At 70.6% G+C, this 16,689-nt stretch carries 14 protein-coding genes; 5 read left to right on the forward strand and 9 right to left on the reverse strand.

Annotated elements, in window-relative coordinates; genetic code table 11:
• Positions 1 to 186 precede the first annotated feature (186 nt).
• Both GV015_RS04340 and GV015_RS04345 read left to right on the forward strand, forming a co-directional pair.
• Positions 187 to 939, forward strand: coding sequence for an SDR family NAD(P)-dependent oxidoreductase (locus GV015_RS04340; RefSeq protein ID WP_064295403.1), 753 nt, complete (start codon positions 187 to 189; stop codon positions 937 to 939).
• Positions 940 to 949: 10 nt separating this feature from the next.
• Entirely contained in the window at positions 950 to 2,893 is a 1,944-nt protein-coding gene (locus GV015_RS04345) for a hypothetical protein (protein WP_159876828.1), read from the forward strand.
• Between the two features lie 7 nt (positions 2,894 to 2,900).
• On the opposite strand, the gene GV015_RS04350 is transcribed toward GV015_RS04345, so the two are convergent.
• Complete coding sequence (locus GV015_RS04350; protein ID WP_079704517.1) at positions 2,901 to 3,416, reverse strand: GNAT family N-acetyltransferase; 516 nt, start codon at positions 3,414 to 3,416, stop codon at positions 2,901 to 2,903.
• A 279-nt stretch (positions 3,417 to 3,695) separates the two neighbouring features.
• Between GV015_RS04350 and GV015_RS04355 the strand changes: the two genes are divergently transcribed.
• Positions 3,696 to 3,974 (forward strand): hypothetical protein, encoded by a 279-nt coding sequence (locus GV015_RS04355; protein WP_138945899.1) that lies wholly within the window; start codon positions 3,696 to 3,698, stop codon positions 3,972 to 3,974.
• Positions 3,975 to 3,984: 10 nt separating this feature from the next.
• Positions 3,985 to 5,313 carry an MFS transporter gene (locus GV015_RS04360; RefSeq protein ID WP_159876830.1) on the forward strand — a complete coding sequence of 443 codons (1,329 nt, stop codon included), beginning with the start codon at positions 3,985 to 3,987 and terminating at the stop codon, positions 5,311 to 5,313.
• Between the two features lie 11 nt (positions 5,314 to 5,324).
• Here GV015_RS04360 and GV015_RS04365 read toward each other — a convergent pair whose 3' ends face one another.
• A complete protein-coding gene (locus tag GV015_RS04365) occupies positions 5,325 to 6,335 on the reverse strand; it encodes a diacylglycerol kinase family protein (RefSeq protein WP_159876832.1) in 1,011 nt (336 codons plus the stop codon).
• A gap of 170 nt (positions 6,336 to 6,505) precedes the next feature.
• Here GV015_RS04365 and pdxY point away from each other — a divergent pair, with 170 nt between their 5' ends.
• Positions 6,506 to 7,354 carry a pyridoxal kinase PdxY gene (gene pdxY / locus GV015_RS04370; protein ID WP_079704522.1) on the forward strand — a complete coding sequence of 283 codons (849 nt, stop codon included), beginning with the start codon at positions 6,506 to 6,508 and terminating at the stop codon, positions 7,352 to 7,354.
• Positions 7,355 to 7,595: 241 nt separating this feature from the next.
• Here the strand turns inward: pdxY and GV015_RS04375 are convergent, their stop codons facing one another.
• The 7 genes from GV015_RS04375 to GV015_RS04405 all read right to left on the reverse strand — a co-directional run bounded on the left by GV015_RS04375 (position 7,596) and on the right by GV015_RS04405 (position 16,666).
• Positions 7,596 to 9,104 carry a CdaR family transcriptional regulator gene (locus GV015_RS04375; RefSeq protein WP_159876834.1) on the reverse strand — a complete coding sequence of 503 codons (1,509 nt, stop codon included), beginning with the start codon at positions 9,102 to 9,104 and terminating at the stop codon, positions 7,596 to 7,598.
• Entirely contained in the window at positions 9,101 to 10,156 is a 1,056-nt protein-coding gene (locus GV015_RS04380) for a DUF917 domain-containing protein (protein WP_159876836.1), read from the reverse strand. The genes GV015_RS04375 and GV015_RS04380 overlap by 4 nt, the downstream gene beginning before the upstream one ends.
• A gap of 278 nt (positions 10,157 to 10,434) precedes the next feature.
• Positions 10,435 to 11,595 (reverse strand): DUF917 domain-containing protein, encoded by a 1,161-nt coding sequence (locus GV015_RS04385; protein ID WP_159876838.1) that lies wholly within the window; start codon positions 11,593 to 11,595, stop codon positions 10,435 to 10,437.
• Positions 11,592 to 12,686, reverse strand: a complete 1,095-nt coding sequence (locus GV015_RS04390) for a DUF917 domain-containing protein (protein ID WP_159876840.1) — start codon at positions 12,684 to 12,686, stop codon at positions 11,592 to 11,594. Before GV015_RS04390 ends, GV015_RS04385 begins: the two co-directional genes overlap by 4 nt.
• Complete coding sequence (locus GV015_RS04395) at positions 12,683 to 14,236, reverse strand: hydantoinase/oxoprolinase N-terminal domain-containing protein (protein WP_159876842.1); 1,554 nt, start codon at positions 14,234 to 14,236, stop codon at positions 12,683 to 12,685. The genes GV015_RS04390 and GV015_RS04395 overlap by 4 nt, the downstream gene beginning before the upstream one ends.
• A 72-nt stretch (positions 14,237 to 14,308) precedes the next feature.
• Entirely contained in the window at positions 14,309 to 15,661 is a 1,353-nt protein-coding gene (locus GV015_RS04400) for a cytosine permease (protein ID WP_159876844.1), read from the reverse strand.
• Between the two features lie 276 nt (positions 15,662 to 15,937).
• Positions 15,938 to 16,666, reverse strand: coding sequence for an alpha/beta hydrolase (locus tag GV015_RS04405; protein ID WP_159876846.1), 729 nt, complete (start codon positions 16,664 to 16,666; stop codon positions 15,938 to 15,940).
• Positions 16,667 to 16,689 lie beyond the last annotated feature (23 nt).

Below are 16,689 nucleotides of genomic sequence, written 5' to 3' on the forward strand. Positions count from 1 at the left end.
ATTCAGGACGTGCCCGGCGCGTCGGCCCGCTCCACCCCCGATCCGGGCCGGCGCGCCGCGGCCGTCCTGAATTGCGAACGTCGCATGCGGTCAACCGGTTGTGCCGGATAGGCTGCAGACGACCCGATGCACCACCCGCACCACCCGCGACACCACCCCGCAACACCGCACGAGAGACAGGCGACGATGACTGGACGACTTGCAGGAAAGACCGCGCTCGTGACGGGTGCCGGATCGGGGATCGGACGTTCGGTCGCCGAACGGTTCGCGCGGGAGGATGCCGCCGTCGTCTTCTCCGACCGCGACATCCAGGCCGCCCGCGATGCGGCGGCACCCTTCCCGACCGCCATCGCCGTGCGACTCGACATCGCCGACGAAGCGAGCGTCGAGGCCGCCTTCGCGGTCATGGACGCAGCAGGCAAGACCCCGGACGTCGTCGTCGCGAACGCCGGCGTGCAGCTCTTCGGCCAGGACGCGAAGATCGCCGACCTCGACCTCGAGGTCTGGCAGCGCACGGTCGACATCAACCTCACCGGAACCTTCCTCACGACGAAGCACGCCGTCCGTGCCATGCTCGGCCGGGGCGGCTCGATCATCCTCACGGGCAGCCCGACCGGTCTCAACGGCGAGGGCGCCGACTTCACGGCGTACAGCTCGACGAAGGCCGGGATCCACGGCCTCGGCCGGACCGTCGCCGCGGCCTACGCCGATCAAGGCATCCGCGTGAACACCGTCGTCCCCGGCTACACGGAGACCCCGCTCGTCACCGCGATCTCCGGCGACCCCGAGTCCCGCGCCGCGATCGTCGGGCGCATCCCGCTCGGTCGTCCCGGCCAGGCCTCGGACGTCGAGGGCATCATGGTGTACCTCGCCAGCGACGAGTCGAGCTTCGCCACCGGAGCGACCTTCCGGGTCGACGGCGGCATGACGAGTCTCTGAGCCGACGATCATGACCTCGCGTTCGGGAACCACCTTCCGCGTCGCATCCGACCTCCTGCTCGACCGCGAGCGCGACGCCCTCGCCGTCGGCCGGGGGCCCTGGTCGGCCTCGCTCCGCGGGTCGGAGCTGGACGACATCGCCTTCGACGGCGAGCTCGTGCTGCGCAGCATCCGCTTCGTCGTCCGCGACCAGGACTGGAAGACGCTGCCCGTCATCGTCGACGCGGTCGACCACACGACGAGCGGCCTGCACTTGCGCGGCCGGGTCGGCGACGACGGCGAGACCGTCGCCTGGTCTCTGTCGGTCGACCTCGGCGCGTCGACACTGCGGGTCGCCGTCCGGGCCGAGGTGACCGCCGCGTTCCGCCGGGCGCGCATCGGCCTCATCGTGCTGCAGTCGCCGACCCTGGCCGGCACCGAGCTCGTCGTCGGCCACCCGGAGGGCTCCACGACGACCACGCGCCTCCCGGATCACGTCGCTCCGCATCAGCCGGCGATCCGCATCGAGTCCCTTGCCTGGACCGGCGACCGCATCGCGACCACGGCCCGCTTCAGCGGTGACGTCTTCGAGATGGAGGACCAGCGCAACTGGACCGACGCCTCGTTCAAGACCTACTCGACGCCGCTCTCGTTGCCGTTCCCCGTCGCGCTGGCGGTCGGTGACGTCGTCGAGCAGTCCGTCGAGGTCAGCTGTGCGCGGGTCGACGCTGCCGAGCCCGCCGACGCCCCGCTGGCGACGCCGCTCGCCGTGACCGTCGTGCCCGAGACGGAGTTCACGGCGCAACGAGAGGACCCGGTACCTGAGCCTGTCGACGGGCGGATCGGCGCGCCACTCGACAGCGTCGTCCCGGCGATCTCGACCTCGGTCTCCAGCGACCCCGATGGCGGTCGCGCTGGTGCGGTGGTCCCCGAAACGATCACCGGGATCCTCGTGGAGATCGATCCGACGAACCAGGACTGGCCGGCCATCCTCGACCGAGCCGTGCGCCAGGCCGGCACCAGACCCCTCGACCTCCGACTCGTGCTCGGGACGGGCGAGGAGGCCGAGCCGGTGCTGCGGCGACTCCGCGACGCGACCGTGCCCGTCGTGCGCGTCGGGGCGTTCCATCGCCGCACCCACCTCTCGGAGGTCACGCTGCTGACCGCGCTCGGCGACGTCCTGCGAACCCTGTGGGCCGAGGGCCCGCCGCACCCCGAGCTCGTCGGCGGCACGCGCGCGCACTTCACGGAGCTCAACCGCAACCACGCGCGCCTCGAGCGCTGGACGGGCCCAGTGGCGTTCAGCATCACGCCGTTCATGCACGACCGCGGCGGGCACCAGCTCGTCGAGTCGCTCGGCATGCAGGCGGTCGTCGTGGCGGACGCTGTCAGGATCGCCGACGGCCGCCCGTTGCACGTCGGGCCGGTCACGCTCGGCGCCCGCTACAACGCGGTCGCCACCACGCGGGCGAGCGCCGGTGACTCCCGTGACCCGGAACTCCGCGCAGGCTTCGGCGCGGAGCACGTACCCGGCGCGACGGACGACCGGCAGTCGGCCGAGGCACTCGGCGCCTGGGTCGTCGGCAGTGTCGCGGCGTTGGCCGTCTCCGGTGTCGAATCGCTGTCGTACTTCGAGGCGACCGGACGGAGGGGGCTCGTCGCGGCCGACGGGACGCTCACGGTCGCGGGCCGGGCGCTCGGGTGGATCGCCGAGCTCAGCGGACGGCAGCGCGTCGCGGTCGAGATCGGCGGGGTGTCGCTCGGTGCCGGGTCGCCCGTCGGCGGGCCACCCGTCTCGTCGGCCGGTGTGACCGCGATCGCCGCCGTCGATGCCGCAGGCGAGACCGTCGTGATCCTCGGCAACGTCGGCGAGACACCGGTCCGGGTCGTCCTGGCCGGCGCGTCCGAGCCGCGCGCCGTGGAACTCGCTGCGGGTGCGGTCGCCCGGGTCGTGATCGCCCGTTCGGGTTCGTAGATCCTGCTCAGGCGAGCGTACGGCGCAGGATGGCGAGGTCGAGCCAGCGGCCGAACTTCGTCCCGACCTCCGGCAGCAGGCCGACCTGCTCGAACCCGAGCTTCGTGTGCAGGGCGATCGATGCGGTGTTCTCGGCCTCGATGAGGGCGAGCATGACGTGGTGGCCGTCGGCCGTGGCACGTTCCAGCAGCTCGACCATGAGCGCCTTGCCGAGGCCGCGGCCCTGTGCGTCCGGGTGGACGTACACGGAGTTCTCGACGGTGTGGCGGTACCCGTCCTTCGCGGCGTACGGACCGTAACTGCCGTAGGCGAGGACGTCACCCTCGGGGAGCGCGTCGTCAGGGCCGTCGGCGATGGCGACGAGCGCGACCCGGCCCGGCTCCTGGTGGCGGGCGAGCCACGCCTCGCGCTCGGCGAGGTCGGGTGTGACCTCGGTCCAGATCGCGACACCGTTCGCGACGGCGTCGGTGTGGATGGCGAGGACGCCAGGCAGGTCGGCGGGTTCGGCGAGACGGATGCGCATACATCGATCGTAGAGCGCCCTTCGACAGGCTCAGGGACCGGTGGTTTGGGCTCAGGGATGTGCACGTGGCGGAGTCGCCATCTTCGGTCACTGAGCTTGTCGAAGTGCACACGGACGACGTCGCCCTTCGACAGGCTCAGGGACCGGAAGTTCTGGTCTCAGGGACCGGTGGTTCTGGTCTCAGGGGCCGGTGGGCTTGGCCTGAGGGACCGGTGGCGGGCCAGGGACCGGTGGTGTCGGGCTCGGTGACCCGGTGCCCGCGACGGGTAGATTCGAGGCATGTCCTCTTCCACTCCGCTCCCGATGGAGCAGCTCACCGCCGTCCTGAACGCCGAAGTCGCCCGCTACGCCGCGCGCGGATGGACGGTGTCGTCGGTGCAGGGCCAGCAGGCCGTGCTGCAGCGACAGAAGCGCATCGGCTGGTTCTGGAACCTGATCCTGACGCTCATCACCGGCGGGCTCTGGCTCATCGTCGTGATCATCCGCGTCGTGAACCGCAAGGTCGAGTCGCTCATCGTGACGGTCGACGCCTACGGTCGCATCTCCACGCGACGCTGACGGTCGGAGCATGAGCGAGCGCGGCGAGAGCGATCCCCGGGAGACCGACGCCAGAGCTGTCATCGCCGCCGAGCGCGCCCGCGTCCAGCGGCGGACGCTCACGGTCGTCGTCATCAGCCAGGTCCTCGGCGGCGCCGGTCTCGCCGCCGGGGTGACGGTCGGGGCGCTCCTCGTCCAGGACGTCCTCGGCAGCATGAGCCTCGCGGGCGTCGCAGCCGCGCTCCTGACCCTCGGCTCCGCGCTCACCGCCTTCCTCGTCGGGCGCGTCACCCAGCGGCTCGGCCGGCGCATCGGGCTCGGACTCGGATTCGCGGCGGGTGGCGTCGGCGCGATCGGTGTGGTCGTGGCCGCCACCACCGCCCTGGTGCCGCTCCTCTTCCTGTCGCTCTTCGTCTACGGCGCTGGCACGGCCACGAACCTCCAGGCGCGCTACGCCGGCACCGATCTCGCGACCCCGGCCCGACGTGGTTCGGCGATCAGCGTCGCGATGGTGTCGACGACGCTCGGCGCCGTCGCCGGACCCAACCTCGTCGAGCCGCTGGGATCGTTCGCGAGCGGCCTCGGGCTGCCGTCGCTCGCCGGGCCGTTCCTCCTCGCCACGATCGCCTACCTCGCGGCCGGGACGGCGTTCCTCGTGCTGCTCCGACCCGACCCGTTCCTCCTCGCCCACCGTCTTGACGCCGAGCTCGCGCAGCTGGAGGTGGAGCGGACCGCCGCGGAGCAGGTGGGGTCGAAGCAGGTGTCGCCGACGACCGCCGCACGCCCGCGTCCCGGCGTCGGCGCCTACGTCGGCGCCGCGGTCATGGTGGTCACGCAGATCGCGATGGTCGCCATCATGACGATGACCCCCGTGCACATGCGGGCCCACCACCACGGCCTCGGCGAGGTCGGGCTCGTGATCGGGATCCACATCGCGGCGATGTACCTCCCCTCGCTCGTGACCGGCGTCCTGGTCGACCGCATCGGCCGCACGCCGATGGCGATCGCCGCCGGTGTGACCCTTCTGCTCGCGGGTGTCACGGGAGCCCTCGCGCCGGCGGACTCGCTCGGCCTGCTCATCCTGGCGCTCGCGCTCCTCGGACTCGGCTGGAACTTCGGGCTCATCGCGGGCACCGCGCTGGTCGTCGACCACACCGTGCCCGCCAACCGGGCACGCACCCAGGGCACGCTCGACGTCCTCATCGCGCTCGCCGGTGCCGGAGCCGGTGTCATGTCCGGCGTCGTGATGGCGGGGGTCGGTTACGGTGCGCTGTCGATCGCGGGCGGCGTGCTCGCCCTCCTGCTGATCCCCGTGCTGCTCTGGGCCCGACGGGTCACCCCACAGACCAGAGTCGGCTGAGGGGGCGCGAGCTACTCGGCCTCGGCCGGTACGCGGACCGTGAGGGCGCCGGGCTCGATCCAGGTGTTGATCGCGACGGCCTTGCCGAAACCGTCGCCGTCGAGCTCGATCTCCTCAGGCTTCGACATGCGGGCGACGAAGCGCTTCGCGGTGCCGTAGCGGAGCTCGCCGTCGTCCTTCTGCTTGCCGGCGAGGGCCTTGCCCGCCTTCGTCCGGCGGAGGACGCCGTTCACCCAGGCGACCTTCGCCCAGATGCGGATCCAGCCGAGGATTCCGCCGGGACGCATGAACATGAGGTCGAACAGCCCGTCATCGACGACCGCGTCGGGCAGCAAGAGGATGTTGGCCGGGAGCGAGCCGCAGTTCCCGATGATGACGGTGTGGACGGTCGCGCGCGTCTGCGGCTCGTCGTCGATCCGGAACCGCAGGTGCAGCTCGTCCGGGTCGCGCAACGACTTCACGATCGCATCGACGTAGGCGGCCCAACCGGCCTTGGCCTTGAGGTCGTCGTCGGTGTTCTTGATCATCTTCGCGTCGATGCCCATGCCGGCCATGACGACGAACACATGGCGGTCGCGGGAGTGGTCGGCGCGCTCGATGTCGATGACACCGAGGTCGATCGCCTTGTCCGTCCCGGTGAAGGCCGTGATGACGGAGCCGGGCAGGTCGTTGAGCGTGAGGTCGAGGTTCCGGGCGAGCAGGTTGCCGGTGCCTGACGGGAGCAGGGCGAGCGGGACGCCGCTGCCGCGGAGGCCCTCCGAGACGGCGCGGACGGTGCCGTCGCCGCCGGCCGCGATGACGAGGTCGACCCCCGCTGCGATGGCCTCGGCGGTGACCCCCTGGCCGACGTCGTCGACGGACGTCTCGAACCAGAGCGACTCGGCCCATCCTGCGTCGGACGCCGAGCGCTCGACCGACTCGCGGAGCGCGTCCAGGTCGACCTTCACCGGGTTGTAGATGATGGCGGCGACCTTCGTGGCGGTGGCGTCGGTCGGCGCGGTCGTGCTCTCAGGAGTCGTCATCCGATCAGCATAGGAGCGGATTCCGGCAGCGTGGAGATCTCGTCTCCGGGTTGACGCGGCACGTGGGTTCTGTAGGCGGCGGAAGAGTATCGTTGACTCCTTGCAGGCACCGTCCATGCCCGCCACGAACGCAGTGTCCGCGGCGGCCTCCCCATCGTGATTGCGACATCGTGAAGATCCTCTCCATCCAGTCAGCCGTGGCCTACGGGCACGTCGGCAACTCCGCGGCCGTGTTCCCCCTCCAGCGCATCGGCGTCGAGGTGATCCCGGTCAACACGGTGAACTTCTCGAACCACACCGGGTACGGCGCGTGGCGCGGGCCCCTGATCTCGCCCGAGCAGGTCGGCGAGGTCATCACCGGTGTCGAGGAGCGCGGTGCGTTCCCGCAGATCGACGTCGTGCTCTCGGGCTACCAGGGCGGCGTCGGCATCGGCGACGTCATCGTGGACGCGGTACAGCGGGTCAAGGCGGCGAACCCCGACGCGCTGTACGCGTGCGACCCGGTCATGGGCAACGCGAAGTCCGGCTGCTTCGTCGCGCCGGAGATCCCCGACCTGCTGCGCGACCGCGTCGTGCCGAACGCCGACATCATCACGCCGAACCAGTTCGAGCTGGGCTTCCTCACGGGCACCGAGCCCGCGTCCCTCGAGTCCACGCTGGCGTCGGTCGAGCTGGCGCGCGCGATGGGTCCGTCGGTGGTGCTCGTCACGAGCGTCGAGCGTCCCGACCGCGACCCCGAGACGATCGAGATGCTCGTCGTGGACGACGCCGGTCGGTGGATCGTCCAGACGCCGCTGCTGCCGTTCAAGGCGAACGGTTCCGGCGACGTCACGGCAGCCCTGTTCGCCGCGCACTACGGCGAGACGCGCGACGCCAAGCTCGCCCTCGAGCGCACGGCGTCGAGTGTGTTCGACCTCGTCGAGCTCACGTACCGCTCGGGCCAGCGGGAGCTGCAGCTCGTCGAGGCGCAGGAGTTCTACGCGAACCCGAGGATGCAGTTCACCGCGACGGCGGTCTGAGCCCGAATCCAGCTCCTCAGCTCCCCTTCCGGTCCCTCCGCTCCCTTTCCGGTCCCTCCGCTCCCTTTCCGGTCCCTGAGCTTGTCGAAGGGCGGGGTTGTCCGTGTGCACTTCGACAGGCTCAGTGACCGGGGGCGGCTCAGTGACCGGGGAAGGTGTCTCGAACGGTTTCCGGTCCCTCAGCTTGTCGAAGGGCGGCACTTCGACAAGCTCAGTGACCAGGGTGGCTCAGCGCCCTCCGTCACCGCACGGCGCGGCAGGCGAGGTGGAGCGCGAGGCGCACCTCCGGGTCCGCCATGTCGACACCGAGGAGCTCCTGTGCGCGGGTGATCCGCGTCGCGACGGTGTTGCGGTGCAGTCCGAGTGCGGCGGCCGTCGGCGCGACCGCGGACTCGTGGTCGAGGTAGGCGGACAACGTCGTCAGCAGTTCACCGTTGCCGGTCTGCAACGGTGCGAGGAGCGACCGCGCCGCCGGGACGAAGGTGTCGTTGCCGGTCCAGGCGAGCAGGAGCTGTTCCAGGCCGAGGCCGTCCACCCGCACGAACCAGCCCGTCGTCGACCGGTTCGCGGCGATGCGCACCGCGTCGGACGCCTCCCCGAGTGATGAGGTGAGACCCGCCGATCCGCTCGCCAGCGACCCGACGGCCGTCGCGACGTTGAACGAGCGCCGCGCCTCCACGTGCAGGTCGCGGAGGGCGGCGATGTACCGCTCGACCTGAGGTGGCTCCGGTGGCTCGGCGAAGGTCAGCCAACCGCTCACCCCGCGTCCGCTCGTCGTCGCGTGGGAGTCCACGGCGATCCGCCCGAGTGCGCCGGTCACGAAGCGGAGGAGTTGCAGGGCGTCCACCCGGCTCCGGCCGACGATGCGGAACGCGAGGTGGTAGCCGGTCGTCCGCCAGCCCCGCTCGAGCATGCGGCGTTCGACGTCGGGATCGGGGCGGCCTCGGAGGTCCACGAAGTCCCGCAGGACGCCGGACGACACGGATGCGTCACTGACCTCGGCGACCTCGTCGATGAGGATCCGCGCCGCGACGGCGGGCATGGCGACCTCGGCGGCGACCGCGAGCGCACTCAGTTGTCGGTCGTCGAGTCCGTCCCCGAAGAACGCGACCCGGAGGCCCTCCCGGCTCGGGCTGTCGACCCGGACCGATGCCGCAGCGCCCTGCCCGGCCTTCGTCAGGTCGACCCAGGGGCCGAAGTCGATCGCCGCGTGCACCTCCGACGGCAACCGCCCGCCGGCCTCGAGCAGGACGCCCTCGCTGTCGATGAGGGCGATCCCGTGGCCGATGCTCGTCGAGAGGTGGCGGAGCAGGTCGGCCAGTCCCTCGGCGTGGTACTCGATGGACTGCGCGACCTTGCGGACGTACCCGAGGGTCAGGGAGTCGCGGGCCTCGACGAGCTGCCAGCACGCCTTCGCGAGCAGCATCGGTCGGTCGACGTGCAGGAGCGAGAAGCCGAGTCGGTCGGCGAGCGCGCGCGTCCCCGCGCCGAAGCCGTCGGCCTCCGGGATCGCCAGGGCGAGGAAGCCGCGATCCCGGGTGCGGCGGACGAGTGCGTCCTGCTGCCATGGCCTCGTGGGTGGGGCTCCGGTCACCACGGCGAGTCGGCCGGCCCCCTCCTCGGGGAGAGCCGCCTCGTTCGTCTCGACCACCACGCCGGCCCAGTTGGCGTCGGCCGGGCCGGCGACGAGCCGCACGCCACCGTTGTCGGGGTGCGCGAGGAGCGCGCCCAACTGCAGGCGATCGCTCATGCCGGGACCTCGTCGGTCCGGATCTCGTCGAGCTCGTCCAGGCCGTAGGCGGACGGGAGCACATGGCGGAGTCGTTCCGGGGAGCCGGACCACCAGTCCGGACCGTCGACCCGGATGACGGCGACGTGTCTCGCCATCGAGATCGCCGTGACCTCGAGGATGTCCCGCGAGACGGCGTCGACCACGACGATGAGGTCCGGCGCGGCGGCTTCGAGTCGTCCGTCGGTCATGAACGCGAGCGTCTCGGAGCGGGCGACGAGACGGTGCAGCGCACCACTGCTCCCGTCGATCCCGAAGGTGAGCACGTGCGGGTCCCGGGAGTCCGGCTCGATGCTGCTGACCCGTCCCTCCGCGAGGAGCCGTCCACCCAGCGACTCGGCCAGGGCGGTCAGCGGGCCGTCGATCCGTGCGAGGAACGCCCCGCCCAGCTCGAGTGCCCGGGCGGCGTTCCCGACGATGGCGTGCGCGCGGAGGTCGCCGACGGTGAAGCCAGCGAACACCATGCCGCCGCTGCCGCCGGCCTGCACGATCGCCGCGCGGACGACGCGTTCGATGTCGAGAGCACGCTCGGTCTCGACGAGGGCGACCCCGCCGGCACCGGTGTCGCAGGTGACGACGATGCCCGGGACCTCGTCCACGAGGATCGACATCTGGTCGAGCGAGGGGACGGCACGCCCGGTCAGATCAGCGTCGACGATGGTCCGCCCCGCGGCGAACGCGAAGGGGGTGAGCCCGTTGACCCCACCACCCTCCAACGAACAGATGGCCGGGATGCGGTGTCCGAGCCAGCGTTCCGCGGCCCCGATCAGCCGCCCGAACGGGTCCGTGCCGGGCAGGCGCTCACTGAGCAGCATCGTGGAACCGACGAAGCCGACGGCGAGACACGGGGTCTCCGGGTCGAGGTCGTCGACGCTGTGGAGGTCGAACGGCCAGGCGCGCTCGTCGCGGAGGGCCAGCTCGAGCATCGTCGTCGCGCCGCCACCTCCCGAGCCCAGGATCGCGAACCCCGTCGCCAGGGCGGGGAGGCGATCGCGCTCGAGAAGGGTCGGCATGCCCTCAGCCTAGGCTCGGGAGTCCCTGGTGCTTGAGAAGTTGGTCGGAGCTGCCGCCTCCCGCTCGTGCAGACGCGTCGTTATCTGGTGTGCCTTCACGGATCGGCCGCAGTGGTCATGCACGTCTGTGGCCGCGCACCAGTCGTTCGCCTGGTCGTCGAGTTTGCCGAGGATTTCGATCACCTGGCCCCAGGGCAATTCGCCAATGGGCCGTTGGCGAATTGCCGACGAGTCTGGCCATGCCCCAGAGCAGCGACGCATGTAGCGGATGCTGTCGATCAACCGTGGTTTCCAGCAACGCCCTCCGTAGCCAACGCGAACGCATCCGCGGCTTCCGCAGCCGCTGCCTCGCCCTCGACCGGGACGAACGGCTCCGTCAACCCGAACGCGGTCGGTCCGAACGCGCGCAGTGCGTCCGGGGTGCGCATGAGGGCAGGCGTCGAGATGCCGAGCACCCGGACGCGCTGCCCGTAGCGGAGGCCTTCGGTCGTGATCGGCTCGGCGGTCTCGTGGTCGACGATGCAGATGAGGTCCGGCACGATCGCGACGACCTCGCCGTTCCACCGAGCGATGAGGTTCTCGTTCTGGAACGAGATCTCCAGGCGTTCGGAGCTCGACGGGTCGGCCGACCAGATGACGGCCGTGCCCTTGGCGAAGCCCTCGGTGGTGCGACGCTCCACGTCGGCGACCTTCCCGACGAACAGCTCCCGGACGTGCGAGTAGAGCGTCGTGGACAGCGTGTCGGCGATGGCGGCGAACGGCGAACGGTGCTCCTCGCGCGCGACCCGGATCGCCCGGCCGAGGGCCAGCGCCATCGAGATCGTCCGCGGTACCGCGGTACGACGCACGTCCGCCCCGCTCATCGCGTACTCGGCGATGTGCGCGACGCCGCCGAGGCGGATCGCGATGCCGCGCGCCAACCACTCCATCTGTCGGTCGTCGTCGCCGGTGTCGATGATCACGCGCTCGCCGCGTTCGCCTGCGATGGCGAGCGGCGAACCGTGCACGCCGTAGACCGCGAAGGTCTCCATGGAGAGCTCCGGGAAGGCCCGGCCCATGCCGTCGGCGTCGACGACCGGCAGCCCGGTCTCGGCGGCCACGATGAGCGGGATCATCGAGTTGATGCCACCGCACTCGATCGGCATGGTCGCGTCGGCGGTGCGCCCGAGGTGCTCCTCCAGTGTCCGCAGGGCGAGTGTCGGTTCGAACCCGGCCGGGATCTTCTCGACCATGACCGTTGGAGCGCCCATCTGCGCGGTGGGGATGACGAAGAGGTCGTCGGCGAGGTCGTCGGGGTCGAGGATCGTGATGGAGCGGTCGCCGAGCACCTGCTTCACGAGCATCATGCCGATGTACGGGTCACCTCCGCCGCCGGTCCCGAGGAGGGTGGCGCCTCGAGCGAGGTCGGGCAGGTCGTCCGCGGTCAGCGTCCAGCTCATGCGGCGACCTCCGGCGCAGGCGTCTCGGCCGTGCCGTCGAAGCGGTGCGACGGCACCTCGTACCCGAAGTACCCCGGCCCGACCATCGCCAGCGCCTCAGGACTGTGCCAGCGGTCGTCGCTCGGTGCCGAGATCACGCGGACACGCTGTCCGTAGCGGAGCCCCTCGGTGGTGATGGGCTCGCCGGAGTCGTGCTCGAGCACCATGATGAGGTCGGGCGTGGTCACGAGGGTGACGCCGTCGAGCGCGGCCATGAGGTGCTCGTTCTGGAACGACAGCTCGAGGCTCGCGTCGACCCCGTCGATCCGTGCGCGACCTCGGGCGAACCCGGTGGTGGTCGCGCGCTCGACGTCGACGACCTTGCCGGAGAACAGTTCGCGACCGCCGAGCAGCTGCACGGTCCGCTCCACGGGGTCGGCCTTCTCGGCTCGGGCCGCCTCGATGCCGTCGCCGATCTCGCGGCACAGCGACAGCGAGTCGGCGACGAGCGCCTCGCGGGCCTGCGCGCCGGACATCGGGAAGCCGGAGATCATGACCGAACAGCCCATCTCGACACAGGCGACGCGGGCGATGCGTTCCGTCCAGCTGTTGTCGACGGTCGTGAGGACGCCCGTGTTGCCCTTCTCATCGCTGAACGCGAGCGGGGAGGCGTCGACGCCGTACAGGGTCGGGAGCACCATCTGCAGCTCGGGGAAGGCCCGCCCCATCCCGTCGGCGTCGATGAGGGGGAGTCCGAGCGCTGCGGCTGCGGCGATCGGGATGGTCGAGTTCACCCCGCCGACCTCGGCGCACGCGATGTGCGTGACCGGGCGACCGAGGGAGGCACTGAGGGCGTGGACCGGAGCGACGACCTCGGTGAGGCTGGGCAGTTTCTCGACCATGACGGTCGGGGCGCCCATCATCGCGACGGTGAGGACGAGCGCGTCGTCAGGGACCTCGTCGAGGGTGACGACGGTGACGTCGCCGTGCTCGCGGAGTGCCTGCGCGGCGAGGAGTGCGCCGATGTACGGGTCACCGCCACCGCCGGTCCCGAGGACGGCCGCACCGCGGGCGAGGCCGGGGATGAGCTCGGCCGAGATGGTCCAGCTCATCGGAGGCCTCCCATGTCGAGGTCGCCGACGGCCTTCACCCGGATGCGCGTGGCGTTCCCGGGGAGATAGGGAATCGGGACCTCGTCGAAATCGACGATCGCGACCGACGCGGGGGAGGCGCCGGCCGCGATCGCCTTGTCGATCGCCTCGGCACGGACCTCGGCGATCGCCTCCTCGCGTCGGCCGGGTTCGATGGCGTAGACCTTGTCGATCTCGCCCCCGACCTGCGCGATGGAAGCACCGATGGCATTCGCCACGGCGTAGTTGTCGGGCCGGTGGACGGCGCCGAAGATGGGGAGTTCGTCTGAGAGCAGGATCGACCCGCCGCCGACCGCCACCACGGGGATCGGCTCGGGGGAGGTGCGCATGCGGTCGACGGCCTCGGCGATGCGTTCGCCGATCCGCTCGAGGACGCGCTCCACGAAGACCGGGTCGAGGTGGGCGACCTTCGAGGCGTCACCGATCGACGCGCGACCGGCGGCCACGGCGATGTCCGTCGCCGTGAGGGTGCTGCCGCCGAAGACGAGGGCCTCGGTCATGAGCTTGTACCCGACGGAAGCCGGCCCGACCTCGGCCGTCTCCTCGTCGACGATGCTGCCGCCACCGATGCCGATCGACAGGACGTCGGGCATGCGGAAGTTGGTTCGGATGCCGGCGACTTTGACCTCGTTCGCCGTCTCGCGGGGGAAGCCGTTGATGAGCAGGCCGATGTCCGCCGTGGTGCCGCCGATGTCGACGACCGCGCAGGTCGCGAGTCCGCTCGTCAGTGCCGCCCCGCGCATCGAGTTGGTGGGGCCGGAGGCGAACGTCGCAACGGGGTAGAGGCGCACGTAGTCCTCGTCCATGAGCGTGCCGTCGTTCTGGCTGAGGAAGATGGGCGCCTCGATGCCCTGCTTCCGGACGGCGGCGGTCAGCCCGTCGACGATCTCCGAGGCGAGCTCGCGCAGGGCTGCGTTGATGATCGTCGCGTTCTCGCGCTCCAGGAGGCCGATGCGCCCGATCTCGTGCGAGAGCGAGATGGCGACGTCCGGGCCGAGGACCTCGCCGACGATCCGCGCCGCCTCGACCTCGAGGTCGTGGTTGACGGGGCTGAAGACGGAGGAGATCGCGACGGAGCGGATGCCGTTGACACGCATGTCCTCGGCGTGTGCCCGCAGCTCGTCGGGGTCGATCGGCGAGATGGGGCGTCCGTCGAACTCGTAGCCGCCATGCGCGAGGTAGCTGCGTGCACTGATCGCCTCGACGAGCTCCGCCGGCCAGTCGACGAGCGGCGGCAACGCGCGGGTCGCCGGGAGCCCGAGCCGCAGTGCCGCGGTGGGTGCGAGCCGCTTGGCCTGCACGAGGGCGTTGATGAAGTGCGTCGTGCCGATCATCACCGCGGTGATCTGCTCGCCGTCGAAGTGGTGGCCGCTGCGCAGTTCGCCGATCGCCTGGACGATCCCGTCGGTCACGTCCGGGGTGGTCGCGTGCTTCACGGCCGCCAGGGTGGTGGTGCCGTCCATGAGCACGGCGTCGGTGTTGGTGCCGCCGACATCGATACCGATGTGCATATGAGGGGTTCGCTTTCTGTTGGTGCGGTGGAGCGGTGTGCGGTGGAACGGCGACGGATCAGTGCGCGACGGTCACTTCGAGGCGGTGGCGGGGCTGTCCACCGTCGCGTCCGCCTCGATCTGCGAGGTGTGGGCGACGCCGACACCGCGGACCAGGCCGAGCTTGCCGGCGGCGATGTACAGCACCATCGAGAGGATGAGCGACAGGACGGCGGGGATGCCCCACGTGACGAAGTAGCCGGTGATCGCGGACACGGCCCAGATGACGATGGTCGCCGGGACGATGCGCGGGGCGGTCGTGGGCAGGCGGCCCGAGGCGCGCGTCTCGTCGAGCTCGCCGCGCCAGCGCTTCACGATGAAGTACTCGGCGACCATGATGCCGGCGATGGGCGGGAAGGCGACGCCGAGGATGATGAGGAAGCCGGAGAACTGACCGAGGATGCCGACCGCCGCGAGGATGGAGCCGACCACACCGAGCACGATGGTGGTGGTCACGCGGTTGAGGTTCTTGCCGAACGCGGTCGAGATGAAGTTGACCAGCCCGAGCGTCGACGAGTACAGGTTCCAGTCGTTGATCTTGAGCGTCCCGGTGATGACGATGATGAGGCCGATGAGCCCGACCGACGACGTGACGATCGCGACGACGTTGCCCGAGGCCGCGGCGTGGGCGAGCAGGACGCCCGAGAGGCCGATGACGAACTCACCGAGCGAGACGCCGACGACGGTCTGCTTGATGACGTCGGCGCGGGACCGGTTGAAGCGGGTCATGTCGGCGGTGATGATGGCGCCGACGATGAGGCCGCCCGCGACGATGCCGGTGCCGGCCCAGACGCTCATGGTGGGGCCGGGTGCCGGGCCGGTGACGAGTTCCATGAAGTCGTGCTGGGTGAGTTCGCTGATGATCGACCAGCCGACGAGGATCAGGAACAGCGGGACGGTGATGTTCGCGAGCCACTGCATGCCCTTGAACCCGTAGGCGACGATGGCGGTGACGGCGAGACCGAAGATGAGGCTCCAGGCCCACACCGGCATGAAGCCGGGGAGGAGGGCGTCGAGCGACTCGGCGGAGATGGCGCTTTGGATGCCGAACCAACCGATGAGGCTGATGCCGATCGCGAGTCCGACGAGTGACGCGCCGATCTCGCCGAAGCCGGTCCAGCGGGCGAGGAGGGCGGTGTTGAGGCCCTCCTTCTGGCCGATGATGCCGACGATGCACATGATCACCTCGAGGATGATCGAGCCGAGGAGCAGAGCGAGGAACGCCTCGCCGAAGGTCATGCTGTAGCCGAGGGTGGCGCCGAGGAGGAACTGGGACAGGGCCGACACCTGTCCGAAGCGCTGGACGGCGATGCCGAACCAGGGCTTCTGTGCGTCGGGACGGACGCGGGACAGGGCGAAGTCGTCTGCGTGTGCCATGCGAGCCATGCTGGTCTCCAGAAGTGGGGGAGGGAGCGGTGCGGGTGGCGGCAACGTTACTGACGGCCCGCCCGCAGCAGAATGTGCATGATGCAGGAATCCGCGCGCGATATCAGCACTCTGCACAGGCACCCCGTCTTACCAGGTCGCTGAGTGACCCACCTGGTCCCTGAGCTCCTTCCCTCCCGGTCCCTGAGCCTGTCGAAGGGGGTGTCCTCCGTGTGCACTTCGACAAGCTCAGTGTCCGAGGAAGGCGGCTTGGTTGGTTTCGGTCTCTGAGCCGGCTCAGAGCGACGCCTGGATCGCCTCGAAGGTCCGTGCGCCGTCGAGTCCCGCCATGTCGTGGCGGATCCCCGGGAACCGCGTGACGGTCCAGCCCAGGTGTTCGTAGCGAGGGACGTGGCTGCTCGGAACGACGAGCTTCGCGTCGTCCGACAACACCAGCGTCGAGGGGACGGTCGGCGCCGCCGGGGTCACCGGATTCGCTGCGACGTCCTGCAGCACCTCCGCGACCATCGAGCGGTCCCACGCGGCATGGGCGGCCTCGGCGAGCGCGACGTTCGCGGGACCCGTCGCGGGATCCGTGCGGTCGTAGAACCAGGCCAGGAGCCGAGGCAGCCCTGGGATGCTCCAGAACAGTCGTGCGCCGAGGCCTCGGCCCGGCAGTTTCAGGCCGAACCCGGGATCGAGGTAGATCGCGTGCGCCGGGCGGAGCGGCCCCACGATGTCGATGAGGAGCCGCCCGCCGAGGGAGTGGCCGACGATCGCGTCGAGGCCGTTCGGCAACGTCTCGACGAGGTCGGCCGCGAGTGAGGCGATGTTGTAGCGCTCGCCTCGGGTCCGATCGGCGCGTGGGCTGGAGCCGTGACCGCGGAGGTCGACGAGCAGGAACGTGTACCGCTCCGGGTCGGCCGCTGCGACGACGTCGGTCCAGGCGGCTCCGTCGGCCAGGAATCCGTGGATGAGGGCGATCCGGACCGGGCCGTGCCCGCGTTCCTCGACGTGCAGTCGCATGGCCCTCCTCCGTCGGTGCTGGG

The sequence above is a fragment of the Plantibacter sp. T3 genome, assembly GCF_902506515.1.
Lineage (GTDB): Bacteria > Actinomycetota > Actinomycetes > Actinomycetales > Microbacteriaceae > Plantibacter > Plantibacter auratus.